This window comes from Bacillus sp. 1021, from assembly GCF_014534735.1.
Lineage (GTDB): Bacteria > Bacillota > Bacilli > Bacillales > Bacillaceae > Bacillus > Bacillus siamensis.
The window spans coordinates 134261-159130 of the sequence record NZ_JACVSR010000004.1 but is presented as its reverse complement, the minus strand read 5'-3'; the positions used below and the strand labels follow the sequence as shown (position 1 = coordinate 159130).

Here is a 24870-nt window from a genome sequence, read left to right as displayed (position 1 = left end):
CCCGCACAGTCCGAAATTCGGCTCAAATTTATGAGAAATCAAGACAAGAATCCAATGTTTGTAAGCAACAGGGTTTACCTATTTCTTCATGAATTACTATATATCTACTTACGTTCACTTTATATGAAATTATTGTTTTTATCACCGAAAAATGGGTGAAAAGTTTCATGCGGCACACCGAAAAAAATTCCGACAATTCCAGAGGGTATTTTGCGGCATCCCGCAATTTATTTTTAAAAATATTATTTATGTAAAATTAAAAATCTTTAAACTATAGTATAAATCTTTCGAATATCCAGTTATGGCAGAATGAAAATAGTTTTCATATATTAGCTGACGGGGAAAAAACAGCGCAAGAACCGAAACAGGAGATTTAATCGTTCGCAATATGATTTCATTAAACCGCGCAAAAAAAAGCGCCCTATTTTCCATAGAGCGCTTCAAAAAGATTCCTTTATTGCAGTTTTATCAATGTTGATTAATTCCATATATTCTTTTCCCCACTTATACATAGCGTCCAAAATCGGCATAAGGGTCTCTCCTTGCTCCGTTAATGAGTACTCCACTTTCGGGGGAACAACAGGGTAAACTTCCCTGTGAACGATCAGATCCTGCTCCAGCTCCCTGAGCTGATTCACAAGAATTTTGTGCGTAATATCAGGAATTAAAGCTTTCAGCTCATTAAATCGTTTTGTCCCTTCTTTTCCCAGGTGCCACATAATCAGCATTTTCCACTTCCCGCCTATCACGGCAAGCGTCAATTCCTTTTCGCAATTAAACGTTTTCTTATCCATTCGGCTCACGGGCCATTCTCCTTCCTCTTACTTTTCGTACGTTGATCATCTATAAACACTTGCTTACTTTTTCACAGAGCTTTCATCCATTTATACTACCACGCAGTTTTGCTGAGACAAAACACATTGCCTGCGGGGGACAGTATCCTCAAAGTAACTATTAGACTTTAAAGTGCGTACTTTTCAACATGCAGGGCACTCTATAGAATGTAGATACATTAAGAAGAGGAGTGAATATACAGTGGAATTACAGCTGGCATTAGACTTAGTGAATATCCCTGAAGCAATTGAACTTGTGAAAGAGGTCGAACAATATATAGATGTTGTAGAAATCGGCACTCCCGTCGTCATTAATGAAGGACTGAAAGCCGTGCAGGAAATGAAAACAGCCTTTCCTCACCTGAAAGTGCTTGCCGATCTTAAAATCATGGATGCAGGCGGTTACGAGATTATGAAAGCGGCAGAAGCAGGCGCCGACATCATCACCGTTTTAGGGGCGACAGATGATTCGACGATCAAAGGAGCGGTTGCCGAAGCAAAAAAACAACAGAAAAAAATCCTCGTCGATATGATCAACGTAAAAGACCTTGAAACACGGGCAAAAGAAATTGACCAACTCGGTGTTGATTATATTTGTGTCCACACAGGTTATGATCTTCAAGCAGAAGGAAAAAATTCATTCGAGGAACTGACGGCGATTAAAAAAGCAGTCAAGAGCGCTAAAACCGCAATTGCCGGAGGCATTAAACTTGATACGCTTCCTGAAGCCATCAAACAAAACCCAGATTTAATCATTGTCGGCGGAGGCATTACGGGAGCTGACAATAAAGCGGATACTGCTTCTAAAATGAAACAGCTGATCACACAAGGATCATGAAAACGACGGAATACTTACATGAAATCCTAAATGAATTATCCCGTACTGCAGCGTTAATAGCCGACAATGAAGCTGACAAGCTTGCGGATCAGATTTTAGCTGCAGATCAGATCTTCACGTCCGGAGCGGGCCGTTCTGGTTTTATGGCTAAAGCGTTCGCCATGAGGATGATGCATATCGGGCTGAACGCTTACATCGTCGGTGAGACGCTTGCCCCTCCCCTCAAAGAAGGCGGTCTCGTCATCATCGGCTCAGGCTCAGGCGAAACAAAAAGCCTGCTTCATACCGCTGAAAAAGCCAAAAGCCTTAATGGCACCATCACTGCATTAACGATTAATCCTGACTCGAGTCTCGGCAGACTTGCGGATCTTACGATAACGATTCCCGGCTCTCCTAAGGATGAGACCGGCGGAGACAGAAAGACGATTCAGCCGATGGGCTCTTTATTTGAACAGACTCTCCTGCTGTTTTACGATGCGGTTATTCTAAAAATCATGGAGAAAAAAGAACTGAATTCGGCAGACATGTTTGCAAATCATGCAAATCTGGAATGATATACTGGCGGCCTTCTTATCAGATGGCCGTCTTTTTATCGTCCTGCGGCGCTCGATTACACCCGGCCAAGTCTTCACCCGGAAACTCGCTGACGAAGATACCCTGCCGGTGAGCTTATCGCTATAATAGCCAATTATTCAGACGGCCGCAATCATTCATTTCTGAATAGAGAAACTGCAAAAAAGACTTTCTGACCGGTTTTTTATTGGATAAAACTGATTTGTGCAGACGGTTTTACAGATATTCAGTTGAATTGAGGCTGAAAAATATATTTTAACAGCTTTACAGCGGGCCGATTCTGCTTTATTCTTGGACCAGCTTTACAGCAATTTAAAACTGGAGGTGATTGATACTCTTGAAAACATTAAAAGCACTGCTGCTTGTTCTTATCATCATTGCCGGAGCAGTTGCGGCCCTGATCAAGGGTGATATTTTCTCAGATAACGAGCAGACCGTTCAGAAAAGCGATTACGACAAAGTAATCCTATTTCCGTCCGATCGATATCCGGAAACAGCAAAGCATATTAAGGACGCGATAAAAGAAGGACATCCCACCATATGCACCATTGACAGAGACGGAGTACATAAGCGGCGTGAGCAATCTCTTAAACATGTGCCTGTAAAAACGGGGTACGACAGAGATGAATGGCCCATGGCGGTTTGTAAACAGGGCGGAAACAATGCCTCCGTAGAATATATTTCTCCGGCAGACAACCGCGGGGCCGGCTCTTGGGTCGGACACCAGCTTACCAATGATCCAGATGGAACGAGAGTATTATTTAAAATCAAGTAACGAAACAGGAGGAGCAGCGCATTGATTAAATCATGGAAACCGCAAGAACTTATCATTTCTTATCATCAATTTACAATCTTCCAAAAAGATTCCGAACCGCCTGTTATCGATTGGACGGATGAAGCCATTGAAAAAGGATTTGCGGAGGCTGACGGAGCTGTTTCATTTGAAGCAAGGAGAAATACGAAGGCATTTATTGTCCTCAGGCTTAATACAAATGAACCGGTGCCATCCTATGAGAAAAAAGCGGCTGTTTCCTTTGAAGCTGTAAAAGATGGAATTGAGATTGAAAGCGTGATGTCAAAACGGCTTTTCTTCGATCTTCCGAAAGGCCGATACAGCCTTACTTGTTATTCAGTGCCTGCCGAATTATCCGATCTGCATGCAGATACGTATATTATCGATGCGGCCTCAATGTAAAAGAAAACCCTGAGAGAAACATATTTCTCTCAGGGAACTCTTATAAACTCTTACCGTTTATTTCGATCACGTTCCGATACCAGTAAAAACTTCAAATGCAGTTTTGTCTTCAGGGTGACTTGTAAGCGGATAAGCCGGTGAATAATCGAAGCTCGGAAAAATCCTCGGCCAGCTGACAGAAAGCGGTAAGCTTTCAAACCCATTTCTGCCATAAAGGCGACATCTTCTTTATAACGTTCATAACGGCCGGCTGCTGTATCGCCGTTTGAGCCTTTAAACGTTTTACCTGTTATTTTTGCGTTCCAGAGCAATCCCGCTAAAACAAAAAAAAGCACCCATCTTGCCGGATGCTTAAGAATGATGATGCCGCTTTTCCAATTTATGAGGGGGAGGCTTGGGGATAAAGCCATTTTGTTTCATCATGTTAAAGTGCCTGTCCATATGCTGTTTAATATGCTCTGCTTTTTCTTTCGGCAGGACACCGTATTCAACATATTTGGAAATGACATGTTTACGTTTTTCGAGTATTTCCTTTTCAAGAGATTCAATTTCTTTTTTCTGCTGTACCGTAAGTGACATTGTTGAAGGCATTTTTGTTTCAGTTGCATGTGCCGGCATTATGAAAACCATTGCCGTAATGAAAAACGCAGCCAATGATAACGCAGCTTTTTTCATGACTTTTTCCTCCTTTAGCGTTTGTTATATGTTGTGCCTCCATCCAGTTTTTATGCAAAAAAAAGAGCGAAATTATTCGCTCTTTTCAATCGATTCGTCCGGCAATGCGTATGTAACATACGTTCCTGCCACAAAATCATGGATCGACCGTTTGTCTTCTCTCATTCCGACCATAAATGCGCTCACGATCACACCGATTCCTAACGTCACACCATAAATTAAGGCGCCCACAAGCACTCTTAAAATCATAGTGAGAAAGCCTACCTGAGTGCCGTCTTTTTTGACGATGCGGATACCGCAGATCTTTTTGCCGATAACATAACCGTTCCAGTATACAGGAAGCAAGATAGAATAAAGAGTCAAAATGATGCTGATCATTGCGCTCTCCTCCGGATCTTTTCCCGTTGCCAGCATATAAATAATCGCCAAAGGCACTGAAATAATTAAATAGTCGAGTACTGCGGCTCCCAATCTGATCCAAAATCCCGCCGGTCTGTAAATATTCATTGTGTTTCCCCTCGCTCTATGGCTTCAAAATCACTTTAATGTTGCCATCTTCTTTTTTGTCAAATATATCATATGCAGCAGGGGCTTCCGCAAGACTCATTTTGTGCGTAATAATATCCGTCGGATCAATTTCATTTTGTTCGACCATTTGATACAGCATCGGCATCAGATGGATAACGGGTGCCTGGCCCATTTTTAGAGAAACGTTGCGCGTGAAAAAATCACCGATCGGAAAACCGTCCGCTTCGGAAATATATGCGCCTGTGAGCTGAACAGTACCGAACTTCTTAACGGCTTCTGACGCTGTCAGAATCGGACTGATGGTTCCGAACTGATTCGGTTTTTGCTTTTCTTTTTCTTTTGAAAGCGGCGTGCCGTCCATTCCGACACAATCAATCACAACATCCGCGCCCCCTGACGTTTGTTCATGCAGCAGTTTCCCGATCTCTTCATGCTCTGAAAAATTGAAGGTCTCTGCTCCGTTTATGCGTCTCGCATGTTCAAGGCGGTGCGGGACTTGATCGACTGCGATGACCCGCTTTGCGCCTTTTTTCCAAGCGAATTTTTGCGCCATTAAACCGATCGGACCTGAGCCCAGAATAACGACTGTGTCTCCTTTTTTCACTCCGCTGTGCTGGACGCTCCAAAAGGCGGTCGGCATGACATCTGACAGAAGCAGTACCTGTTCATCTTCTAGCTCGCTGTCTGCCGGAACCAGAAAAGAAGAGAAATCAGCATAGGGCACTCGTAAATATTCAGCCTGCCCGCCGGGATAATTACCGTTAAACTCCGAGAAACCGAATAAGCCGCCGGCATCTGTATGAGGATTGGGATTTGATTCATCACACTGGCTTTCCATCTGGTGCTTGCAATAATGACATTCTCCGCAGCCGATGTTAAAAGGAATCACGACCCGGTCGCCTTTTTTCAGCTTTTTCACTTGACTGCCCGTTTCTTCAACAATTCCCATTGGCTCGTGTCCAACGATGTAACCCGGATCAGCGGGTATTCCGTTTTTATATAAATGAAGGTCTGAACCGCAAATTCCGGTTGCGGTGATTCGAACGATGACATCCCTCTCATCTTGAATGACGGGTGCAGGGACTTCTTTCACTTCCATATGTTCTTTTCCTTGGTATGTCAGTGCTTTCACATTGTTCAGCTCCTTTTTCATCACTCCTTCCCTTCTCACATGCTTCTAAACTTGGCTGGTATGTTATTCAGCCCGCTGAATATCCCATTGAAAAGGATCTTCAAATTGAGACCAGTCAGAATCGAACTCAGACGGCGTGAGCAGACACTGATCTAATTCCTTTGTAATGGCTGCTTCATCTAAATCAATCCCGATAAATACCAGATTCGTATGACGGTCTCCGAATTGAGCGTCCCAATCCTCCAGAATCTCCGGTTCCTGCTGTTTGATCTGCTCCTGCTCAAGTTTCGGCATCGCCGCCACCCAATAAGAGACAGGCTCAACTGAGACCGCCGGACCCGCCTGAGACATCAGCAGCGCGAAGCTGTTGTGGGTTGCGCACCAGGCAATTCCCTTTGCGCGCACAATGCTGTCAGGCATTGATTGATGCAGCCAGCTGTCAAAACGAACGGTATGAAACGGCAGACGCCGTGAATACACAAACGAAGTGATTCCATACTCTTCTGTTTCCGGAGTGTGCGCTTCATGGCCTGCCGTCAGCTCCTTTATCCATCCTGCTGATGAACTCGCTTCTTCAAACTCAAATAAACCGGTATTCAAAATGCATTCGGCAGGCACTTCTCCGCGGACGGATCGGATCAGCTTGGCACGGGGCTGTAATGCGCGAAGAACTGTTTCAAGCTGTTCAAGCTCTTTTTCGCCCACCATGTCGCACTTATTTAAAATAAGCACATCACAAAACTCAATTTGATCAATTAATAGGTCGGCAATCTCCCGTTCATCCTCTTCTCCCGCAGCTTCTTTCCGGTCAAGGAGGCTGTCACCGGACTGGAAGTCATACCAGAAGCGGTTTGCATCTACCACGGTAACCATTGTGTCCAGCCTGCAGAATGTTGTCAGATCAATGCCCATTTCTTCATCTATATAAGAAAATGTCTGGGCAACGGGAATCGGTTCACTGATCCCTGTTGATTCAATCACGATATAATCAAATCTGCCGTCTTTGGCGAGTTTCTCAACTTCGACTAATAGATCCTCACGCAGCGTGCAGCAGATACAGCCGTTCGATAATTCTACGAGTTTTTCGTCTGTCCGTGATAAGCCCCCTCCCTGTTTCACCAGGCCAGCGTCTATGTTTACTTCGCTCATGTCATTAACGATGACGGCAATTTTTAAACCGTTGCGGTTTTGTAAAATATGATTCAAAACTGTCGTCTTTCCAGCACCAAGATAGCCGCTCAATACTGTAACCGGAATTTTCACCATAAAAATAGCCTCCCAACAAAATAGAATGATTACGATTTATTATCTGTGACTGTCTCTGTTCAAATAATATGTACAGTGTATTAAATCGTAATCGTTACTATTTATTCTGATGCATTCTCTATTTAAAATCAAGTAAAAGTCAGACATCATACACTGTTTGTCCCCATCCATTGGTCTGACACGCAAAACGTCAACGATTTAATTGGTGAAGCTTTGGATCCGGACTGTAAAATGACCGGTTTAAAAGATGTGCGCTGCACGTATCAGACCAATATATTTTTCATAAAATTTTTAGATTTTTTAGTATTTTTTGTTACATCTCATAACATGTATCTTAAATATCTGTTTTCGCTGTGCTACGCTAAAGAAAACACAGGTAAGGAGCGGATCATCTGATGGGAAAAAAACAGCTAGTCCTTGTTGGAAATGGAATGGCCGGGGTAAGAGCGATTGAAGAAATACTGCGTGTTTCAAAAGACGAATTCGAGATTACAATATTCGGGGCCGAACCTCATCCCAACTATAACCGAATCCTTCTGTCAAAAGTGCTTCAAGGCGATACAGATATTAAAGATATTACGTTAAACGATTGGGACTGGTACAAAGAAAACAACATTCAGCTGCATACCGGTGAAACAGTCATCAAAGTGGACCAGGATAGCAAAACCGTCATTACAGATGCAGACAGAATCCAGCCCTATGATGAACTCATCCTGGCGACAGGCTCTGTCCCTTTTATCCTTCCGATTCCGGGCGCAGATAAAAAAGGCGTCACGGCATTCCGGGACATAAAAGATACCGACACAATGCTCGCCGCGTCGAAACAATATAAAAAAGCAGCCGTCATCGGCGGAGGACTGCTTGGTTTAGAAGCCGCTCGCGGGCTGCTGAATCTCGGAATGGACGTGTCTGTCATCCACCTCTCTCCATACCTGATGGAACGCCAGCTTGATCCAACTGCAGGGCGCCTGCTGCAAAACGAATTAGAAAAACAAGGCATGACCTTTTTACTTGAAAAGCAAACCGAAGAAATTGTCGGTACTGACCGTGTCGAAGGCGTACGCTTTAAAGACGGCACAAGCATCGAAGCTGATTTAGTCGTCATGGCGGTCGGCATCCGCCCGAATACACAGCTTGGCGCGGAAAGCGGCATTCCGGTTAACCGCGGAATCATTGTTAACGATTATATGCAGACTGAAATCCCGCACATTTACGCTGTCGGTGAATGTGCCGAGCACCGCGGAATCACATACGGTCTTGTGGCGCCGCTCTATGAACAGGCAAAAGTGCTGGCCAAACATATTTGCGGCATTGAAACAAAACCGTATGAAGGCTCCGTTCTCTCCACTCAATTAAAGGTATCAGGCGTCGAGGTATTCTCTGCCGGTGACTTTAACGAATCAGAGGAGAAAAAAGCGATTAAAGTTTTCGATGAGCAGGACGGCATCTATAAAAAAATCGTTCTGAGAGGCAATCAAATTGTCGGCGCTGTTTTATTCGGCGACAGCAGCGAGGGCAGCCGCCTGTTTTCAATGATTCAAAAAGAAGCCGATATCTCCGAAACTTCCAAGATATCAATCTTACAGCCTCTTGACCAGGAAGCAGGCGCAAGCATGACCGCGGCGATGAGCGGCGATGAAATCATCTGCGGCTGCAACGGTGTATCAAAAGGCGCGATTATTCAAGCCATTCAGGAAAAAGGCTGTACATCAACGGACGAAATCAAAGCATGCACTGGGGCATCCCGTTCCTGCGGAGGCTGTAAACCGCTCGTGGAAGACATTCTTCAATATACACTGGGCTCAGAATTTGACGCATCCGCGCAAAAAGAAGCGATTTGCGGCTGCACCTCGCTTTCGAGAGATGAAGTCGTAGAAGAAATCAAAGCCAAAGGGCTATCACATACGAGAGAAATCATGAACGTGCTCGGCTGGAAAACGCCGGAGGGCTGCTCCAAATGCCGGCCTGCCCTCAACTACTACTTAGGCATGATCAATCCGTCTACATACGAGGATGACAGAACATCCCGTTTTGTTAACGAACGGATGCACGCCAATATTCAAAAAGACGGAACATACTCTGTCGTGCCCCGGATGTACGGCGGCGTGACCAACTCTCAGGATCTCCGCAAGATCGCCGATGTCGTCGACAAATATGAGATCCCGCTCGTTAAAATGACAGGCGGCCAGCGAATTGATCTCATCGGCGTCAAAAAAGAAGACCTGCCGAAAGTATGGGCCGAGCTTGATATGCCTTCAGGCTACGCGTACGGAAAAACACTCCGCACGGTAAAAACATGCGTAGGCGAACAATTCTGCCGCTTCGGCACGCAAGACTCCATGGCACTGGGCATTGCGCTTGAGAAAAAATTCGAAGGGCTCAATACGCCTCATAAGGTCAAAATGGCCGTGTCTGCCTGCCCGCGGAACTGTGCGGAGTCCGGCATTAAAGACCTTGGTGTTGTCGGCATCGACGGAGGCTGGGAGCTTTATGCCGGCGGGAACGGCGGAACACATTTGCGAGCCGGTGATTTGCTGATGAAAGTGAAAACGAATGAAGAAGTCTTAGAATACGCGGGCGCTTACCTTCAGTACTACAGAGAAACGGCTAACTATCTGGAGCGCACATCCGCATGGCTTGAGCGCATCGGTTTATCCCATGTCCAATCTGTGTTGAACGATCCGGAAAAACGGCAGGAGCTCAACGGCAGAATGAATGAAACACTCTCTGTTCACAAAGATCCGTGGCAATATTTCCTTAAAGATAAAAAAGCTTCTAAAGATTTATTTGAAAATGTCGTCACGACTTCATAAAACAGGAAGGAGGAACGGACATGGTTAACAAAGATATGACAAAGGTTTGCTTAGGCAGGCTAAACGAATTTCCTGAGGAGTTAGGAAAAACCGTATATATAGAAGAGAAAGAGCTTGCTGTATTTAAGCTTTCTGACGGAAGCGTCCGCGCCGTCGAAAACCGCTGCCCTCATAAAGGGGGCGTCCTGGCTGAAGGCATCGTCAGCGGAGAATACGTCTTCTGCCCGATGCATGACTGGAAAATTTCCTTAGAAGACGGAAAAGTCCAAGAGCCGGATCATGGCTGTATTAAAACATACGAAACACTGATCGAAGGAGAGAATGTATACCTCCTGTATTGATCAAAGGGTCGGATCACTTTTTAAACAGATGAAGGGATGACGTCATCATGAGAAACGGAATTGTATATTTTGTCGGTGCCGGACCTGGAGACCCGGGGCTGATGACAGTAAAAGGGAAACAGGTTCTGGAGAAAGCGGATATCATTTTGTATGACCGGCTTGCAAACCCAACATTTCTTGAATATGCCTCTCCAGACTGCCGGTTCATTTATTGCGGAAAACTGCCCGACCGCCATTTTATGAAACAGTCGGAGATAAATGCCCTGCTGATTGAAAAAGCGGCGGAAGGCTTCACCGTAGTCCGCTTGAAAGGCGGAGATCCAAGCGTGTTCGGCAGAGTCGGCGAAGAAGCGGAGGCGCTTCATCGGCACGGCATCCGCTACGAGATGGTGCCCGGCATCACCTCGGGAATCGCGGCGCCGCTGTATGCGGGCGTCCCCGTCACCCATCGTGATTGCGCTTCGTCCTTCGCCATGATCACTGCTCATGATACATCATTACAAGGCCGGCCGAATCTCGATTGGGAAGGGCTGGCTCGAAGCGTTCAAACGCTTGTGTTTTACATGGGTGTTAAAAATCTGTCATTTATATGCCGGAAGCTTATGGAGCACGGGAAATCCCCCTCCGTCCCCGTACTCGTCATTCAATGGGGAACATGGGGCCGCCAGCGCAGCGTAAAAGGAACGCTTCAGGATATCCATGAAAAAGTACAAAGCCAAAACATCACCAACCCCGCCATTATCGTCATCGGAGATATCGTAAATCTTCAAACATATAGCTGGTTTGAAAGCAAACCGTTCATCGGGCGGCATATCATGGTGGTCACTCATGGCGACGATGAACATACATTGACAGGCAGGCTGCGCGAGTATGGCGCAGATGTTATCGAATGGCCGAAGCGGATTGTTAAAAAAATGCCCGCAAACGAAAACATCCTGAAGCGTATCAGCACTTTTGAACAGATCTTTTTCACATCACGCCATGCGGTCTGTGAATTCTTTGACACACTGGCTCTCAAGCAGATTGACATCCGCCGGGTGACAGCAAGCCTGAATGCGGCGACTGAAGCGGCAAAGACGGAACTGACAAAACGGGGCTTCCGCCTATCCGGCCATCAAGGTGATTCTCCGCATTCGCTCATTGTAGGAAGCCGTCAAGCAGCAGAAAATATGCCAGACTCAGTATCATGCCCGTTTTATATCACTCATGAACATATCGCAGATGAGCGGTTCACTTCGATGATCGAACGCACAATCAGTGAGTCTCCTCTGCAAATGATTATCTGTCCGGGCAAAGAATCCGCTCAGCATTTGCTCAGCGCCGGAAAACAGATCGGCATATCACCGAATCCGACAGCAAACCGCCCTCCCGTCATCTGCATCGGTGAAGACGTACCCGCCGGTTACGGATTTACCGCCGTGAAAAATCAGGAACAGTTATTTGCGTTTATACAAAACGAAATGAAAGACATGCTCGTTCACAGCTGACCCCCGGCTCAACATCGGGGGCCATTCCCTTTTTTATTGTGTTACCAATTTCTTATGATGAGTCGAATACATCGCCATCTGATCCGCCTGCGGGTCCAAATAGGCTTTGGCGCTGTTCACGGCGGTCGGTCCCTCCGTGAAACCGCCGGCAATCAATCTGAGCTTGCTTTCATAATGGGCGGCGTCACCTGCAACAAACACGCCCGGAAGATTCGTCCGCATATGTCTGTCGGCTTTAATCCGGCCTTCTTCTATCTCAAGCCCCCAATCCTCCATCGGGCCGAGATCAATTTTAAACCCGTGATTGATAATGAGCTCATCGACCTTGATGTCTTCAGAAAGGCCAGACTCGGTATGACAAACGGTTACGCTCTCGATCCGTTCCCCGGTGCCGTTGAGATGCTTCAAACGATACGGCGCAAACACCCGCACGGAAGACCGCTTCATTTTCGCCACGCTGCTTTCTAAACCGCCGAACTCCTCACGGCGGTGCAGGACGGTAACAGACGCCGCAATCGGTTCCAGTTCATTCGCCCAGTCAACCGCGGTATCTCCCCCTCCGGAGATCACGATATGCTTACCTTCAAACGCATCCAGCTTCTCCACTTTATAATGAAGGTTTTTCCCTGAATAACGGCTCGCATCCGCGCTGTTGAGCTCATTGACCTCAAGCGTTCCCATGCCGACAGCCAAAATCACGGTGCGTGTATAGTGCTTTTCCCCTTCGGAACTTTCCAGCACAATGGTCCCGTCATTCAGCCGCTCAAATCCGGTCACCCGCTGATTCAACACGATATCCGGCTCAAATGTCGCCGCCTGCTCCTTCAGCTGCTTAATCAGCTGTTCCCCGGTGATCCCCGGAATTCCGCCGATATCACGGATGATTTTTTCCGGGAAAAACATAGACACTTTCCCCCCGAGCCGCGGCAAAAATTCAATCACTTTCGTTTTCAGCTCGCGCATCCCGCAATAAAAAGCCGTAAACAGGCCGATCGGGCCCCCGCCTATAATCGTGACGTCATACACCTCATGATTTTCCGCCATTATTCTGCCTCCCGTTTATATCTATACTTCAAACATTTTTAATTGAGAATCAATATCAATAAAAGTATACCATACATCGGAAAACAGTGTTTGTTCAGTTCTCATCTTGCGGAAAAGGATGGAGATTCAAGAAGCACGGCCCAATGAGATGTTGAGATTGAGGAGGGTATTAAAGCTGAAACCAGTACGGCGACTGGTTTCTTTTTTATTTCTTTTTCATCAGCATGATATCAAGATACAGCTGGCACCTTGTCCTGAAGTCGTTTAAATTAATTGATGTCATGTCAAGAATCTGTTTGATACGGTAGTTCAATGTGTTTTGATGAATAAAAAGCTGTTCTGCGGCTGGTTTTGTTTTGCAGTTATTGAGGAGATAGATTTCTAACGTTTTCAGCAGTTCGGTGCTGCTTTCTCTATCCTTGGCTTTTAATAAAGCTAGATCATGGTTTACATATTCCAGTGAGGCGTTTTTTTCTTCGATGCTTTCAAGATAGCGGTAGATCCCGAGCTTGCTGTATTCATACGGGATATTTTCCTGGTTTCCGGTAATTTCTGCGGCCTTTATGACTTCAAGGGCTTCTATATAACTTTTCCCGAGCTTCAGGATGCTGCTGTATTCATTGCCGATTCCGATATAGATGGGAGTGGGGATCTTCTGAAAGTGAAAATGAGTCAGCAGTTTGTGGATGAATTCAGATGCTGCCGAAGTGCCGGAGCTTTTTTGCGAGAAGCTTGCGACGACGATGACAATATTGGAATCAATGGTTAAGACGTGACTGACTTTATCCCGCAAATTCAAGTACGATTTGATATTTTCCTTCAAATCTTCGACTGCCTCCCCATCCCCATTTGCGGCATGCAGGACAACCACCGAGAAAACCGACGGCAGCACGGCGTTCATCTTTTCCGCCTCCCGCCTGAACTCCTTTTCAGAGGAGAATTGCTGAAAGATTGCCCGTTTCACCAGGTCTTCCGCTCTCTCTTCCTTTTCCTGTTTCAGCCGGTTCGTTTTATAGATGATTTTTCCGACATGGAATGAGGTTTCATATAAAAAGTCGAGCTCCTCCTCCGTCAAATCGCGGTCGAGCTCCTGAATCCAGATGTAGCCCATCACTTCCCCTTTATGTTTTGCGCTTACGACCACTCTCTGATTCAGCCCGATACTGTCTATTTTTTCAACACGGAACGGTTCAGGAACGGTTTTCAGTTTTTCGATCACCCCGTCCTTCAGAAACCTCTCAAAAATCTGCACGGGGCATTTTTTTGAAAATATCGTCTGCTGGTTGGCGGAGTCGAAGTGATTAATGTAATAAGAATTATAGGCAAGCAAAAAGAAATCCGCACTTTCCAGAATGACGGGCTTCTGCAATTCGTAACTGATGAAATCAATTAATTTATCAATGTCCGTAAATGAAAAAACTCTCTCTAAAAGCTCTTCCATACCTATTTCTCCTATGCTCTTTTTATCTTTATCATACTCTGAGGGGTGACTTTTTGTATAGAAAAAAATTCATATATTCCCAAAACGGCATAATCCGGAATTCTGTATCGTGAAAAGAGGAAAAAGGGCGGTCCCTTCTTCCTCTCGTTCCTTGCTTTTATTGAGAAAGTGTATCACGGTACTCATGAAACTGATCTGTGACATCTTTTGACGGAGCCTGTGTCAACAAGCTGACGACAAATACAGCGGCAAGGCTTACAGCAAACCCCGGAATGATTTCGTACAAAAAGTCTGAAAGACCGGCATTCGCCCAAATGATTACGGTAATCGCTCCCGCAATCATGCCGGCGAGTGCCCCCCATTTCGTCATCCGTTTCCAAAATAAACTGAGCAGTACGACCGGCCCGAATGACGCGCCGAATCCCGCCCATGCATAGCTGACAAGACCTAGTATCGTGTTGTTTTTCTCCCAGGCGAGCACCAAGGCGATGATTGACACCGCAAGCACTGCCATTCTCCCCAGAAATACGAGTTCCTTATCAGAAGCCGAACGTCTGAACATGGACTTATACAAATCCTCTACTAAAGAACTGGACGTAACGAGCAGCTGAGACGAAATCGTACTCATAATGGCCGCTAAAATCGCAGAAATGAGAAATCCCGTAATAATCGGGTGGAACAGAATGTTGCCGAGCTGAATAAAAATGGTTTCCGGATCAGCCAGCTTCAGTCCGTGCTGATGGTAATACGCGATTCCCGCAAGACCCGTAAACAGCGCGCCTAGCGCAGACAAAATCATCCATCCCATGCCGATCCGTCTGGCGCGTTTGATTTCTTTCACAGATGTGATCGCCATAAAGCGCACAATAATATGCGGCTGCCCGAAATAGCCGAGCCCCCACGCAAATAAAGAAATAATGCCAAGGACGGTCGTTCCTTTGAACATGTTAAACAGTTCCGGATTGACGGAACGGATATCGGCAACGGTTTCTCCCGGGCCGCCCGTATGAAAAATCGTCACAATCGGCACGAGAATAAGCGCCGCAAACATGATGATCCCTTGGACAAAGTCCGTCCAGCTTACCGCCAAAAAGCCCCCGAACAAGGTGTAGGCGACAACGACGCCTGTCACAACCCACAGGCCGGTGTGATAGTCCAACCCTAAAATGCTGTTGAATAAGACGCCTCCTGAGACCATGCCCGATGATACGTAAAATGTGAAAAAGACGAGAATGACAAGACCCGAAAACAGTCTGAGAAGCTTCGTATGATCACCGAAACGATTTTCAAGGAAACCCGGAATGGTGATGGAATTCCCTGCTTTTTCAGTATACGTTCTCAGTCTCGGCGCCACGAAAAGCCAGTTCGCCCATGCTCCGAGCACAAGGCCGATGACAATCCAAGCGCCGCTTAATCCTGTTGAGAACATGGCGCCCGGAAGCCCCATCAAGAGCCATCCGCTCATATCCGCCGCTCCCGCGCTGAGCGCTGTGACGGCAGGACCTAAAGAACGCCCCCCGAGCATGTAATCCGTCAGATTTGACGTCCGTCTGTAGGCGAAATAACCGATAAACAGCATGCCCGCCATATAAATACAAATGGATATAATCAACTGAATGTTTGCTATGGCATTTCCTCCTCCGCTTTATATGTTTATGGTGAAATGGACACCCCCCGCGAGGAGGATGCCCATTCAGTCCCTCTTAAAACATTTCACTGATTGTTTTCGCCTGCATGTGGAGGGCCAAATAATCCGGGCCGCCCGCTTTTGAATCAGTGCCGGACATTTTAAAGCCTCCGAACGGATGGTATCCGACAATCGCTCCCGTACAGTTGCGGTTGAAGTACAGGTTGCCGACATGGAATTCCTGTTTCGCCCGTTCAATATGTTTGCGGTTATTTGTAATGACCGCTCCTGTCAAACCGTATTCAGTGTTGTTTGCCACTTCCAGCGCTTCATCAAAGTTTGATACTTTAGAAAACCCGACGACCGGCCCGAAAATTTCTTCCTGCATGAGTCTGGCTTTCGGATCAAGGTCAGCGAAGATCGTCGGCTTGATAAAGTAGCCTTTTGAATCATCTCCGGTGCCGCCGCTTACTAAACGGCCTTCTTCTTTTCCGATTTCAATGTAGCTCATGATTTTATCGTAAGAGCCTTGGTCGATGACAGGCCCCATATACACGTCAGCGCTGTCAGGGCTTGCCGTCACTTTTGATTCAGTGATTTCGATGACACGCTCCAAGACGGCATCGTATACTTTTTCATGCACAACCGCGCGGGAACCTGCAGAACATTTTTGTCCCGCGAAGCCGAATGCTGATGTAAAGATGGATTGAGCCGCCAATTCAATGTCCGCATCTTCGTCAACGACAACCGTATCTTTACCGCCCATTTCTGCAATGACGCGTTTCAGATGCTGCTGTCCCGGCTGCACTTTTGCCGCGCGTTCAAAAATTCTCGTACCGACTTCGCGTGATCCCGTAAATGTAATGATGCTTGTTTTCGGGTGATCGACGAGATAGTCTCCTACTTCCGCCCCGCTTCCCGGCACAAAGTTGACAACGCCCTTCGGAAGGCCTGATTCTTCAAGCACTTCTACGAATTTCGCCGCGATGACCGGTGTCGCACTAGCCGGTTTTAGAACGACTGTGTTTCCAGTAACGATCGGCGCCACTGTTGTTCCCGCCATGATCGCGAACAAGAAATTCCAAGGCGGAATGACGACCGTTACGCCTGTCGGTGTGTAGACATATTGGTTCTTCTCGCCTTCGCGGCTGTTGACCGGCTTGCCTTTTGCCAATTCAACCATCTGGCGCGCGTAGTATTCCATAAAGTCGATGGCTTCAGCGGTATCCGCATCAGCTTCGTTCCAAGGCTTTCCCGCTTCCTTGACGAGCAAAGCGGAGAATTCATGTTTTCTTCTGCGGACTTTGGCAGCCGCGCGGAACAGGACAGCCGCTCTTTCTTCAGGAGATGTGTATCTCCACTCTTCGAACGCTTTCGCAGCCGCTTCGATCGCTTGCTCAGCGTGCTCTTGAGAAGCTTTTGACACTCTTCCGACGACTTCTTCTTTATCAGCCGGGTTGATTGAAACGATTTTCGCTTCTGTTTCCACTCTTTCACCGTTAATGACAAGAGGATAATCTTTTCCCAGATACTCGCTTACCTTCGCAAGCGCTTTCTTGAATTCTTCAACGTTCGATTGATCTTGGAAATTCGTGAATGGTTCGTGTTTATAAGGTGTAGTCATTGTCATCTCTCCCTTTTTTACTTCTTAGTCATCCCTTTAAAGGCGAATGCGATATTTGAGGGGCGTTCAGCGAGCCGTCTCATGAAATAGCCGTACCAATCATCGCCGTAAGGCAGGTAGACTCTCATGTTGTATCCTTCTTCTACTAGGCTGAGCTGGGTTTGCGAACGCATACCGTACAGCATCTGAAACTCAAAGCGGTCGTTTGGAATGCCGTGCTCTTTGACAAGCTGCTTTGTAAACTCGATCATCTTGTCGTCATGCGTGGCAATTGCCGTATAATGTCCCTTTAAAAGCTGTTTGCGGATGAGTCTTTTATAATTTTCATCTACATCGCTTTTTTCAGGATAGGCCACCTTTTCCGATTCTTTATAGGCTCCCTTGACAAGGCGCAGAAACGGATTCAGCGGGTCAAGATCATCAAGGTCCTTCTCCGTTCTGTACAGATAAGCCTGCACCACGGTGCTTACGTATTCATACCGGCTTCGGAAGTCTTTAAAGATATCCAGCGTTTTCTGGCATCTCGTCTCATCCTCCATGTCAATCGTCACCATGACTTTATGTTTTTCCGCCGTCTGGAGGATTTTCGTCATATTTTCATAGACGAGATCGAGATCTATATCAAGACCTAAAGACGTCATTTTTAATGACACTTGGGAATTCAGCTGTTCATCAGCGATTAAAGCGATGGTCTGCATGCACTCCTCGGTGCGTTCTTTCGCGACATCACCGCTGTTGACAAATTCACCCAAATGATCGACAGTAACTGACAGCCCTTGGCTGTTCAAATGTCGGATTGTCGGGATAGAACTGCGGATATCCATTCCTCCGATGATTTTGCCGGCTGCCACACGGCTTCCCCAGCCTCGCGCCATCTTATTGAGAAAGCTGCTCTTGGATAAAAATAAGAAAAAATCTCTTGTAATCACTTCCAACCTTAACACCCCGCAATCTAAGAAGTATTTGTATGAGTCTATTGTAAATGGACAAAACATCCTCTCACAATATTCTAAAAATACAAAGATTCTGATAAATTTTTGTGGTTTTTCCACAATCAGCTTCTTAGAGAGCAGGCGGATCATGCCGAAAAAAGGCGGACGAAAATGACAGAAATCGTCAATTCCCGCCTTTTTCTTCCCAAGCCTCTTCGAGAGTCTGAATCAAAAGCTGATTCAGTTCGTCCGTTATATCCGGTTTCGGTGTTTTGACCGTTTTGGCATACTGCCCGATGCGTTCTATTTCCTCTTCTATAAAGGCATGAATAATCGTATTTCCGGGTTCCGGAGCCAGTTCCTGTCCGCTTTTTTTCCTTGTAAGCAGTGTGCTGATTTCAGAAATGAGCGCTTCATCCGTCAATAGGGCATCTGCCATTACTGGAAATGACATCGGCGGTACGGTGCCGAACGTTTCAATCCACTTGCAGGCAAGGAGAGGCCGCAGGACATAAAAATACTTTTTAATCTTCACTGCACTGCCCCGCAATTCCGTTTTTTCATTCCGCTTTGCCATATTGAGATAATGATAGAGGCATGCTTCGGGCGAAAAGGCGCGGGTTTTCAGTTTTCGGAGCTTTTCAGCCGCTGTGAAAGCCTCATAATAGATCATCTCAGAAGAAAGCCATTCCAAAAGAGGCGGATTTGATTTTTTAAAGAGCCGCAGGGCTTTTCTCAGTTCCCAGCCGCTGATGTCAAGCATGTCATGGATCGGCTCCTCTATGACATCCCTATGCGGTTCAATGGAAAAGTACCATTCTTTTTTCGGCACATAGAGAAACCGTACATCGTAGTCGCTTTCGCTTGACGGAAATCCCCATGCGCGGCTTCCCGATTCTACGGCGTAAAGCACCTTAACGTCGTGCTTTGCCTCAATTCGTTTTAATTCTTCGATGATCCTTTGTTTCATTTGTATCCGTCCTTTTCCGTCATCATTCATGAAAAAAGCCCAAGTACTTGGGCTTTTCACTGCTGTCAGCCTTTCAGATGCGCTTTCAGAAAGGCCAGCTTCTCCGTATGGAAAGAAGGTATATATTCATGGCCGAAATACCGGTAAACCTTCAATTCTTTTTCCGTTTCCAGATGATTGTAGGCGGCAAATACCGTCGACGGCGGAGTCACCCGGTCAATCAGCCCGATGGACATGAGAACCGGCACCTTTACGCGGTCCGCCAGATTCATGATATCAAAATAGGCCAGTGTATTCATCGCGGCCTTCTCCGTTTCAGGGCTTCCGTTTTTTCTGAAAAAGGAGTTAATCTCAAGATACGGCTCATCAAGTGCGACATCAATCGCCCGCTCAAAATTGCTTAAGTACGGATAATCAGCCGCAACCGCTCTCGGAATGTCGGAAAGCGCCGCCGCGGCGATGGAAAGCCCGCCTCCCTGGCTCCCCCCGATGACGGCGATTCTCGTTTCATCCACTTCATCAAAGCTGCTGATGACTTCAAGAGCCCTTACTGCGTCTAAGTACACACCGCGGTAATAATATGTATCTTTGTCTAAAATCCCTTTCGTCATCCAGCCGGGAACGTGTCCGTGCGGTGAGACGCTTGTATCTGTGCTGCTGTGCTGGCCGCGGACAAGCATCCCGAACGCGGCATATCCGTGAAGCGCCCAATTGACGATGTCATGTATGTCCCCGTCATAGCTTGCGTTGTAGCCGTGGTATTTCACGATGGCCGGATGCGGGCCTTTTCGGTCGGGAACGGCGTACCATCCCTCAATTTCCGCCTTGCCGAAGCTTCGGTATTTCAGCCGGAATACTTTCACGCCGTCAGCCGGGTAGCTTTCAGGCGTCAAATCAGGCTTTGCCTCTTCCTTTGCAAGCTCATGTAATGATGATGCCCAAAAATCCGCAAAGTCATGAGGAGCGGTTTTATTTGGTTTATAGGTCTGCAGTTGGTCAAGCGGCAAGTCGTATAATTGCATATCCGATTATTCTCCTTTGTTTTATAAGATTTAATTTTCTGACTCTATCTTAACACGATTTTACACTTATTTTCTAAAAATTTTTATAAATGATCGGCGGACGCTTTCACTTTTTATCAAACGTTTGTTTAACAGAAAACAAAAAAGAGCTGTGCGCTCACAGCGGCACAGCTCTTTTACATCGGCTGATACAGGTCCCAGCCGATTTTTAACGTTTCAACGATATAATCGGCAATTTCTTCAGGTTCCAGATTATCCGTTGCCACTTTTGAATTATGTTTATCATAGATGCTTTGGCGCTCGTTAAAGAGCTGCTGCATTTCATCCATTGAACGGTTATGCAGAACGGGACGGCTTTCAATCAGCAGGTCAGCCCGCTGCTTCCAATTCTCCCATGATAAATCAAGATGGAGCACGAGACAGTTTTCCAGGCAGCATTGTCTGATTTCCTCTTGTTTAAACGAACCGCCCCCAAGAGACACGATCTTGAATTTCGTATTGCGGCAAATATCTAATATATAGTCCTTTTCAGTCTGACGGAAAAAGGCTTCACCCTTTTTCTCAAACATTTCCGGGATGGACATGTTGAAATCTTTCTCAATCTGCAAATCAATATCAATGAAGTCTCTGTATAATTTTTTAGCGACCAGCTGGCCGATTGTTGTCTTACCGACACCCATGAATCCGATCAGTACGATATTTCTTTCTCTTACGGGAATGGCACGTTTTGCGTTCATCTTCGGCGAAATCCTCCTAAGGAATGAAAAAGTTATGTTTATTATATGATAACTCCATATTGAAATATAGAGATAATGCGATGAGTTTTTCGATCTACCGGAGCGTAATGCGTTCCACCTTTCCGACAATGAAAATATAAGAAAACGCCCCGATAAAGGCGACAGCGCCGACAAACAGAATCGCTCCGTTGTATGAACCGGTCGCAGAGACGATAAACCCGATGATAAGCGGCGTAATAATACCGGCCATATTGGCGAAAAAGTTAAACACGCCCCCTGCCAATCCGATTGTCTCGCTTGGCGCCACTTCACTCAGCATCGTCCAGGAAATATTGGACATGCCCTGCGCAAAAGAAGCAATGGATAAGATCGCCAAAACCGCCGGGGAAGAATCCGTAACATTCGCGAGCACGATGGAGCCCGTCAGCAGAAGACCGAGGATAACGGGCGTCTTTCGGGCAACGTTCACCGATACGCCCCGCTTCATCATGCCGTCAGACCAAAATCCGCCGAACAATACGCCGAAAAAGGCGGCGATATACGGGATTGATGCGGCGAAGCCGACTTTTAAGAAAGCCATGTGCTTTGCCTCCGCCAGATAAGTCGGAAACCATGTCAAAAAGAAGAACAGCGTGGACGCTACGGCGAATTGACCGATATACAAGCCGACAAGCTTGCGGTATTTAAGAAGCTGGACGAAATCCCGCCACGTGATCCTGCCGGCTGATTCAGACACCTCTGTCAGCCCGCCGCCTTCTTTAATATATTCAAGCTCTTCCCGGTTCACTTTCCGATACCGGTTCGGCTCCTGATACATCTTAAACCAGAAAACAGAGAAAACAAGCCCGAGCAGCCCTGAGGAAATAAAGACGGCTCGCCAGTCGAATGCCGTTAACACCCAAAATAAAACCGGTGTGGCGAATGCCAGTCCGACATATTCCCCCGCTGTATAAACCCCCGTCGCAAAGGCGCGTTCCCTCCTCGGAAACCATGTCGTGACAATCCGGTTGTTTGCGGGAAACGCAGGCGATTCAGCCAGCCCGATAATCAGGCGGCAGCCGAATAAAAATCCGAAACTGGCCGCAAAAGCTTGCACTCCGGTGAAAACCGACCAGACGAATAAAGAAACCCCGTACGTCCGTTTTGACCCGAATTTGTCCAAAATGAGCCCGCCGGGAATCTGCATACCCGTATAGGTCCAGCTGAATGCGGAAAATACGACGCCCAAAAGCGCGGGGCTTATGTTCAGCGAAGTCTGAATGGACGGGGCGGCGATGGATACACTTGCACGGTCTATATAATTAATCGCAGTGATAAAAAACAAAAGAATCAGTATCACATAACGAGCGCGAGTCGGTTTATTGCGGACGGGCCTGAAGTCCGTCAGCTCCGTTTCATTTTTCAATGGCTTCTCCCCCTTACTCGAATGAAATTAATTGTACAACACTTCGAGCAATTATTTAATACTTTGACGCAAAAAAGCGCTAAACAATTTGTGTTCAATACTGACCGGATGCACCGCTTCCATAAAAAAAGTGTTTACCCTTTTCGTCTGTTTATCCGCAGCTTATCCGGGGAAAAAACACATATAGGATAGACAGTTAACGGGAGGATTACCGATGAAACTGAGCTTTTGCACGACAGGGTTTAAAAAAAAGCATATTCTCGATGTCATTTCTTTCGCAAAAGAGCACTCCTTTGACGGAATCGAACTGTGGTACGGGCACGCCCAACAATATATAAAAGAAATCGGCCCGCTCGACAGGCTTGATCAGCAGCTTCAGGAGGAGGGCATCGAGGTACCGGCTGTCAGCTTGTACACTGACTTCGCCACTCAGGATGAAAGGCAGGCGTTAAAGGATGTTCAAAGGGCATTAAGCGCGGCACGGCAGCTTCACAGTCCCTTGATCAGAGTGTTTGCGGGCAACCTGGCTTCGCACCGGACGTCACCGGAAAAGTGGGAGCGTGCGGTTGATCAATTTCAGGAGGCGGCACTGCTCGCAGATGACTATGACGTCAATATCGGGCTTGAGATTCATTATGATACGTACGCGGATACACCGGAAGCGGCGCTGGCATTTTTAGAGGATGTCGGACATCCGCGGGTCCGCATCATTTTTGACGGCTCCAACCTTCACGTCAATCACGTGGACCAAATGTCCGCTTTAGAAAAACTGTATCATACCGTCAGCCATATCCACCTGAAAAACTATCACTGGAATTTTGACAACTGGTATCTCAGCAGGCCGGTGTCTGTTCTGCAGGGCGACTTACGGCAGGAACCCTTTCTGAAAGAACTGTTGAACAGGCAGTACGGCGGATTCGTGTCACTCGAATACTTCGGTCGTCATGCTGAAGCGCATATGAAAGAATCTCTGAATGAGATCAGACACTGCTTTAAGAAATAAAAAACATCCCCTTTGAAGGGATGTTTTTTTCAAATTAAGAAAAAAATTTTAGAAACAGAGAAGGAATTTTATGGATAATAGTCTAATTATTAACACTGTAATACATTTCTTTTGAAAAGGGAGTGTTCGAAATGAAATTCAAAAAAGTGTTAACCGGTTCTGCGCTGTCTCTTGCCTTACTGATGTCTGCCGCTCCTGCCTTTGCCTCATCACCAACAGCATCGTCATCCGTGGAAAATAGCCCAATCTCAACAAAAGCAGATGCCGGCATTAATGCTATCAAACTCGTTCAAAGCCCTGACGGCAATTTCGCTGCTTCTTTCGTTTTAAACGGAACAAAGTGGATTTTCAAAAGCAAATACTATGACAGCAGTAAGGGATATTGGGTAGGGATTTATGAAAGTGTAGATAAATAAAAATGAGATAAACAAAAAACCTCCCTTTCAAAAGGGAGGTTTTTTTATTTCTATTTCCACCAATCATCAAACATTGATGCCGGCACCTGACGCTTATGTTCCGTACTGAGATAGCGTTTTTCCAGCGCCTCAATCACTTCGGAAGAGACGTTCTTGCCTTCTAAATAATCATCAATGTCATTGTATGTGATGCCGAGCTCTGTCTCGTCCGTCTGCTGCGGCTTTTCATCGAGCAGATCAGCCGTCGGTAATTTCAAATACAGACGTTCCGGTGCGCCGAGCTCTTCTAATAAACGTCTGCCCTGTCGTTTCGTTAATCCGGTCAGCGGCAGCAGGTCAGCTCCGCCGTCACCGTATTTCGTGAAGAAACCGGTCACCGCTTCAGCCGCATGGTCGGTACCGATGACAAGCAGCCCCTCTTGTCCGCCGATGGCATATTGCGCGATCATTCTCATTCTGGCTTTTACATTTCCTTTGTTAAAATCAGTCAGCTGATCGCCCGTTTCTTTTTTGTACTGATCGGCGAACGCGCTGACAGCGGACTTAATATCAAACGTCCATGATTTATCAGGCTTAATGAATTTGAGTGCCAATTGGGCGTCATCCTCATCCTGCTGTGCGCCGTGCGGAAGACGGACGGCGATAAACTCCGCGTCTCCGCCTTCCTCTCTGATGCTTTCAGCCGCCAATTGGGCGAGGCGTCCCGCAAGCGTGGAGTCCTGCCCCCCGCTGATGCCGAGCACAAAGCCTTTGGCACCTGTTTTTTTCAAATATTGTTTCAGAAAGTTCACTCTGTCCTCAATTTCTTGTTTCGGATCAATTGAGGGTTTTACATGGAGATCATTCATAATTTGTTTCTGGATGCTCATCCCAATCACTCCTCCTGCATTGTTTCTTTATGATTCATTTCCCGTTCATGCTGAAAATGAATCATGCCACTATGTACGACTCTCTGTTAAATATAGCAC

At 46.5% G+C, this 24870-nt stretch carries 24 protein-coding genes and 2 pseudogenes; 10 read left to right on the top strand and 16 right to left on the bottom strand.

Features of this window, described 5'->3' with window-relative positions; all coding sequences use genetic code 11:
• Positions 1-440: 440 nt before the first annotated feature.
• On the bottom strand, positions 441-803 hold the full coding sequence (gene hxlR / locus ICW23_RS15315) for a transcriptional activator HxlR (protein ID WP_016936795.1): 363 nt from the start codon (positions 801-803) through the stop codon (positions 441-443).
• Positions 804-1035: 232 nt separating this feature from the next.
• Between hxlR and hxlA the strand changes: the two genes are divergently transcribed.
• The 4 genes from hxlA (at position 1036) to comJ (ending at position 3439) form a co-directional block, all read left to right on the top strand.
• Positions 1036-1671 carry a 3-hexulose-6-phosphate synthase gene (hxlA, locus tag ICW23_RS15310; RefSeq protein WP_016936796.1) on the top strand — a complete coding sequence of 212 codons (636 nt, stop codon included), beginning with the start codon at positions 1036-1038 and terminating at the stop codon, positions 1669-1671.
• Positions 1668-2225 (top strand): 6-phospho-3-hexuloisomerase, encoded by a 558-nt coding sequence (gene hxlB / locus ICW23_RS15305; RefSeq protein ID WP_016936797.1) that lies wholly within the window; start codon positions 1668-1670, stop codon positions 2223-2225. Before hxlA ends, hxlB begins: the two co-directional genes overlap by 4 nt.
• Before the next feature lie 356 nt (positions 2226-2581).
• Positions 2582-3019: a NucA/NucB deoxyribonuclease domain-containing protein gene (locus ICW23_RS15300; protein WP_188154737.1), complete on the top strand. Its 438-nt coding sequence runs from the start codon at positions 2582-2584 to the stop codon at positions 3017-3019.
• A 21-nt stretch (positions 3020-3040) separates the two neighbouring features.
• On the top strand, positions 3041-3439 hold the full coding sequence (gene comJ, locus ICW23_RS15295; RefSeq protein ID WP_016936799.1) for a competence protein ComJ: 399 nt from the start codon (positions 3041-3043) through the stop codon (positions 3437-3439).
• Positions 3440-3592: 153 nt separating this feature from the next.
• Here comJ and ICW23_RS18995 read toward each other — a convergent pair.
• From ICW23_RS18995 to ICW23_RS15270, 5 genes and pseudogenes are all read right to left on the bottom strand, one after another.
• Positions 3593-3735 (bottom strand): annotated as a pseudogene (locus tag ICW23_RS18995) (family 1 glycosylhydrolase); the annotation flags it as partial.
• Between the two features lie 55 nt (positions 3736-3790).
• Complete coding sequence (locus ICW23_RS15285) at positions 3791-4069, bottom strand: YckD family protein (protein WP_395941100.1); 279 nt, start codon at positions 4067-4069, stop codon at positions 3791-3793.
• 117 nt (positions 4070-4186) lie between these two features.
• Positions 4187-4621, bottom strand: coding sequence for an RDD family protein (locus ICW23_RS15280; RefSeq protein ID WP_016936803.1), 435 nt, complete (start codon positions 4619-4621; stop codon positions 4187-4189).
• 16 nt (positions 4622-4637) lie between these two features.
• Positions 4638-5774 (bottom strand): zinc-dependent alcohol dehydrogenase, encoded by a 1137-nt coding sequence (locus tag ICW23_RS15275; protein ID WP_029575240.1) that lies wholly within the window; start codon positions 5772-5774, stop codon positions 4638-4640.
• A 63-nt stretch (positions 5775-5837) separates the two neighbouring features.
• Positions 5838-7040 (bottom strand): GTP-binding protein, encoded by a 1203-nt coding sequence (locus ICW23_RS15270; RefSeq protein WP_095241778.1) that lies wholly within the window; start codon positions 7038-7040, stop codon positions 5838-5840.
• 147 nt (positions 7041-7187) lie between these two features.
• Here ICW23_RS15270 and ICW23_RS18990 point away from each other — a divergent pair.
• The 4 genes and pseudogenes from ICW23_RS18990 to cobA all read left to right on the top strand — a co-directional run.
• Positions 7188-7326 (top strand): annotated as a pseudogene (locus tag ICW23_RS18990) (hypothetical protein); the annotation flags it as partial.
• A gap of 109 nt (positions 7327-7435) precedes the next feature.
• Entirely contained in the window at positions 7436-9853 is a 2418-nt protein-coding gene (nasD, locus tag ICW23_RS15265) for an NADPH-nitrite reductase (RefSeq protein WP_188154735.1), read from the top strand.
• A gap of 20 nt (positions 9854-9873) precedes the next feature.
• A complete protein-coding gene (nirD, locus tag ICW23_RS15260; RefSeq protein WP_064777951.1) occupies positions 9874-10194 on the top strand; it encodes a nitrite reductase small subunit NirD in 321 nt (106 codons plus the stop codon).
• Between the two features lie 47 nt (positions 10195-10241).
• The gene (cobA, locus tag ICW23_RS15255; protein WP_188154734.1) at positions 10242-11681 is read left to right on the top strand and encodes a uroporphyrinogen-III C-methyltransferase; all 1440 of its coding nucleotides are present in this window, start codon (positions 10242-10244) and stop codon (positions 11679-11681) included.
• A gap of 33 nt (positions 11682-11714) precedes the next feature.
• On the opposite strand, the gene ICW23_RS15250 is transcribed toward cobA, so the two are convergent.
• The 9 genes from ICW23_RS15250 to ICW23_RS15210 all read right to left on the bottom strand — a co-directional run bounded on the left by ICW23_RS15250 (position 11715) and on the right by ICW23_RS15210 (position 22483).
• Positions 11715-12725 carry an NAD(P)/FAD-dependent oxidoreductase gene (locus ICW23_RS15250; protein WP_188154733.1) on the bottom strand — a complete coding sequence of 337 codons (1011 nt, stop codon included), beginning with the start codon at positions 12723-12725 and terminating at the stop codon, positions 11715-11717.
• A gap of 205 nt (positions 12726-12930) precedes the next feature.
• On the bottom strand, positions 12931-14166 hold the full coding sequence (putR, locus tag ICW23_RS15245; protein ID WP_188154732.1) for a proline utilization transcriptional regulator PutR: 1236 nt from the start codon (positions 14164-14166) through the stop codon (positions 12931-12933).
• A 157-nt stretch (positions 14167-14323) separates the two neighbouring features.
• Entirely contained in the window at positions 14324-15778 is a 1455-nt protein-coding gene (gene putP / locus ICW23_RS15240; protein WP_016936811.1) for a sodium/proline symporter PutP, read from the bottom strand.
• Between the two features lie 91 nt (positions 15779-15869).
• Complete coding sequence (gene pruA / locus ICW23_RS15235) at positions 15870-17417, bottom strand: L-glutamate gamma-semialdehyde dehydrogenase (protein ID WP_064777953.1); 1548 nt, start codon at positions 17415-17417, stop codon at positions 15870-15872.
• A gap of 17 nt (positions 17418-17434) precedes the next feature.
• Entirely contained in the window at positions 17435-18346 is a 912-nt protein-coding gene (locus ICW23_RS15230) for a proline dehydrogenase family protein (RefSeq protein WP_095241879.1), read from the bottom strand.
• Between the two features lie 187 nt (positions 18347-18533).
• Positions 18534-19319: a nucleotidyltransferase domain-containing protein gene (locus ICW23_RS15225; protein ID WP_188154731.1), complete on the bottom strand. Its 786-nt coding sequence runs from the start codon at positions 19317-19319 to the stop codon at positions 18534-18536.
• A gap of 65 nt (positions 19320-19384) precedes the next feature.
• On the bottom strand, positions 19385-20341 hold the full coding sequence (gene cah, locus ICW23_RS15220; protein ID WP_016936815.1) for a cephalosporin C deacetylase: 957 nt from the start codon (positions 20339-20341) through the stop codon (positions 19385-19387).
• Positions 20342-20517: 176 nt separating this feature from the next.
• A complete protein-coding gene (locus tag ICW23_RS15215; protein WP_003156609.1) occupies positions 20518-21078 on the bottom strand; it encodes a shikimate kinase in 561 nt (186 codons plus the stop codon).
• A gap of 94 nt (positions 21079-21172) precedes the next feature.
• On the bottom strand, positions 21173-22483 hold the full coding sequence (locus ICW23_RS15210) for an MFS transporter (RefSeq protein ID WP_016936816.1): 1311 nt from the start codon (positions 22481-22483) through the stop codon (positions 21173-21175).
• A 214-nt stretch (positions 22484-22697) separates the two neighbouring features.
• Between ICW23_RS15210 and ICW23_RS15205 the strand changes: the two genes are divergently transcribed.
• On the top strand, positions 22698-23486 hold the full coding sequence (locus tag ICW23_RS15205; protein ID WP_188154730.1) for a sugar phosphate isomerase/epimerase family protein: 789 nt from the start codon (positions 22698-22700) through the stop codon (positions 23484-23486).
• A 131-nt stretch (positions 23487-23617) separates the two neighbouring features.
• Positions 23618-23902 carry an antimicrobial peptide LCI gene (locus ICW23_RS15200; protein WP_045926280.1) on the top strand — a complete coding sequence of 95 codons (285 nt, stop codon included), beginning with the start codon at positions 23618-23620 and terminating at the stop codon, positions 23900-23902.
• Between the two features lie 50 nt (positions 23903-23952).
• On the opposite strand, the gene nadE is transcribed toward ICW23_RS15200, so the two are convergent.
• The gene (nadE, locus tag ICW23_RS15195) at positions 23953-24771 is read right to left on the bottom strand and encodes an ammonia-dependent NAD(+) synthetase (RefSeq protein WP_188154729.1); all 819 of its coding nucleotides are present in this window, start codon (positions 24769-24771) and stop codon (positions 23953-23955) included.
• Positions 24772-24870: the final 99 nt, after the last annotated feature.

Coding starts and splice junctions, on each gene's coding strand:
- ICW23_RS15250 (WP_188154733.1), bottom strand. CDS start 12,725: ATGGCGGAAAATCATGAGGTGTATGACGTCACGATTATAGGCGGGGGC.
- cah (WP_016936815.1), bottom strand. CDS start 20,341: ATGCAATTATACGACTTGCCGCTTGACCAACTGCAGACCTATAAACCA.
- ICW23_RS15270 (WP_095241778.1), bottom strand. CDS start 7,040: ATGGTGAAAATTCCGGTTACAGTATTGAGCGGCTATCTTGGTGCTGGA.
- hxlB (WP_016936797.1), top strand. CDS start 1,668: ATGAAAACGACGGAATACTTACATGAAATCCTAAATGAATTATCCCGT.
- nirD (WP_064777951.1), top strand. CDS start 9,874: ATGGTTAACAAAGATATGACAAAGGTTTGCTTAGGCAGGCTAAACGAA.
- ICW23_RS15225 (WP_188154731.1), bottom strand. CDS start 19,319: ATGAAACAAAGGATCATCGAAGAATTAAAACGAATTGAGGCAAAGCAC.
- ICW23_RS15285 (WP_395941100.1), bottom strand. CDS start 4,069: ATGGTTTTCATAATGCCGGCACATGCAACTGAAACAAAAATGCCTTCA.
- pruA (WP_064777953.1), bottom strand. CDS start 17,417: ATGACTACACCTTATAAACACGAACCATTCACGAATTTCCAAGATCAA.
- cobA (WP_188154734.1), top strand. CDS start 10,242: ATGAGAAACGGAATTGTATATTTTGTCGGTGCCGGACCTGGAGACCCG.
- ICW23_RS15205 (WP_188154730.1), top strand. CDS start 22,698: ATGAAACTGAGCTTTTGCACGACAGGGTTTAAAAAAAAGCATATTCTC.
- nasD (WP_188154735.1), top strand. CDS start 7,436: ATGGGAAAAAAACAGCTAGTCCTTGTTGGAAATGGAATGGCCGGGGTA.
- putR (WP_188154732.1), bottom strand. CDS start 14,166: ATGGAAGAGCTTTTAGAGAGAGTTTTTTCATTTACGGACATTGATAAA.
- nadE (WP_188154729.1), bottom strand. CDS start 24,771: ATGAGCATCCAGAAACAAATTATGAATGATCTCCATGTAAAACCCTCA.
- ICW23_RS15280 (WP_016936803.1), bottom strand. CDS start 4,621: ATGAATATTTACAGACCGGCGGGATTTTGGATCAGATTGGGAGCCGCA.
- ICW23_RS15215 (WP_003156609.1), bottom strand. CDS start 21,078: ATGAACGCAAAACGTGCCATTCCCGTAAGAGAAAGAAATATCGTACTG.
- ICW23_RS15200 (WP_045926280.1), top strand. CDS start 23,618: ATGAAATTCAAAAAAGTGTTAACCGGTTCTGCGCTGTCTCTTGCCTTA.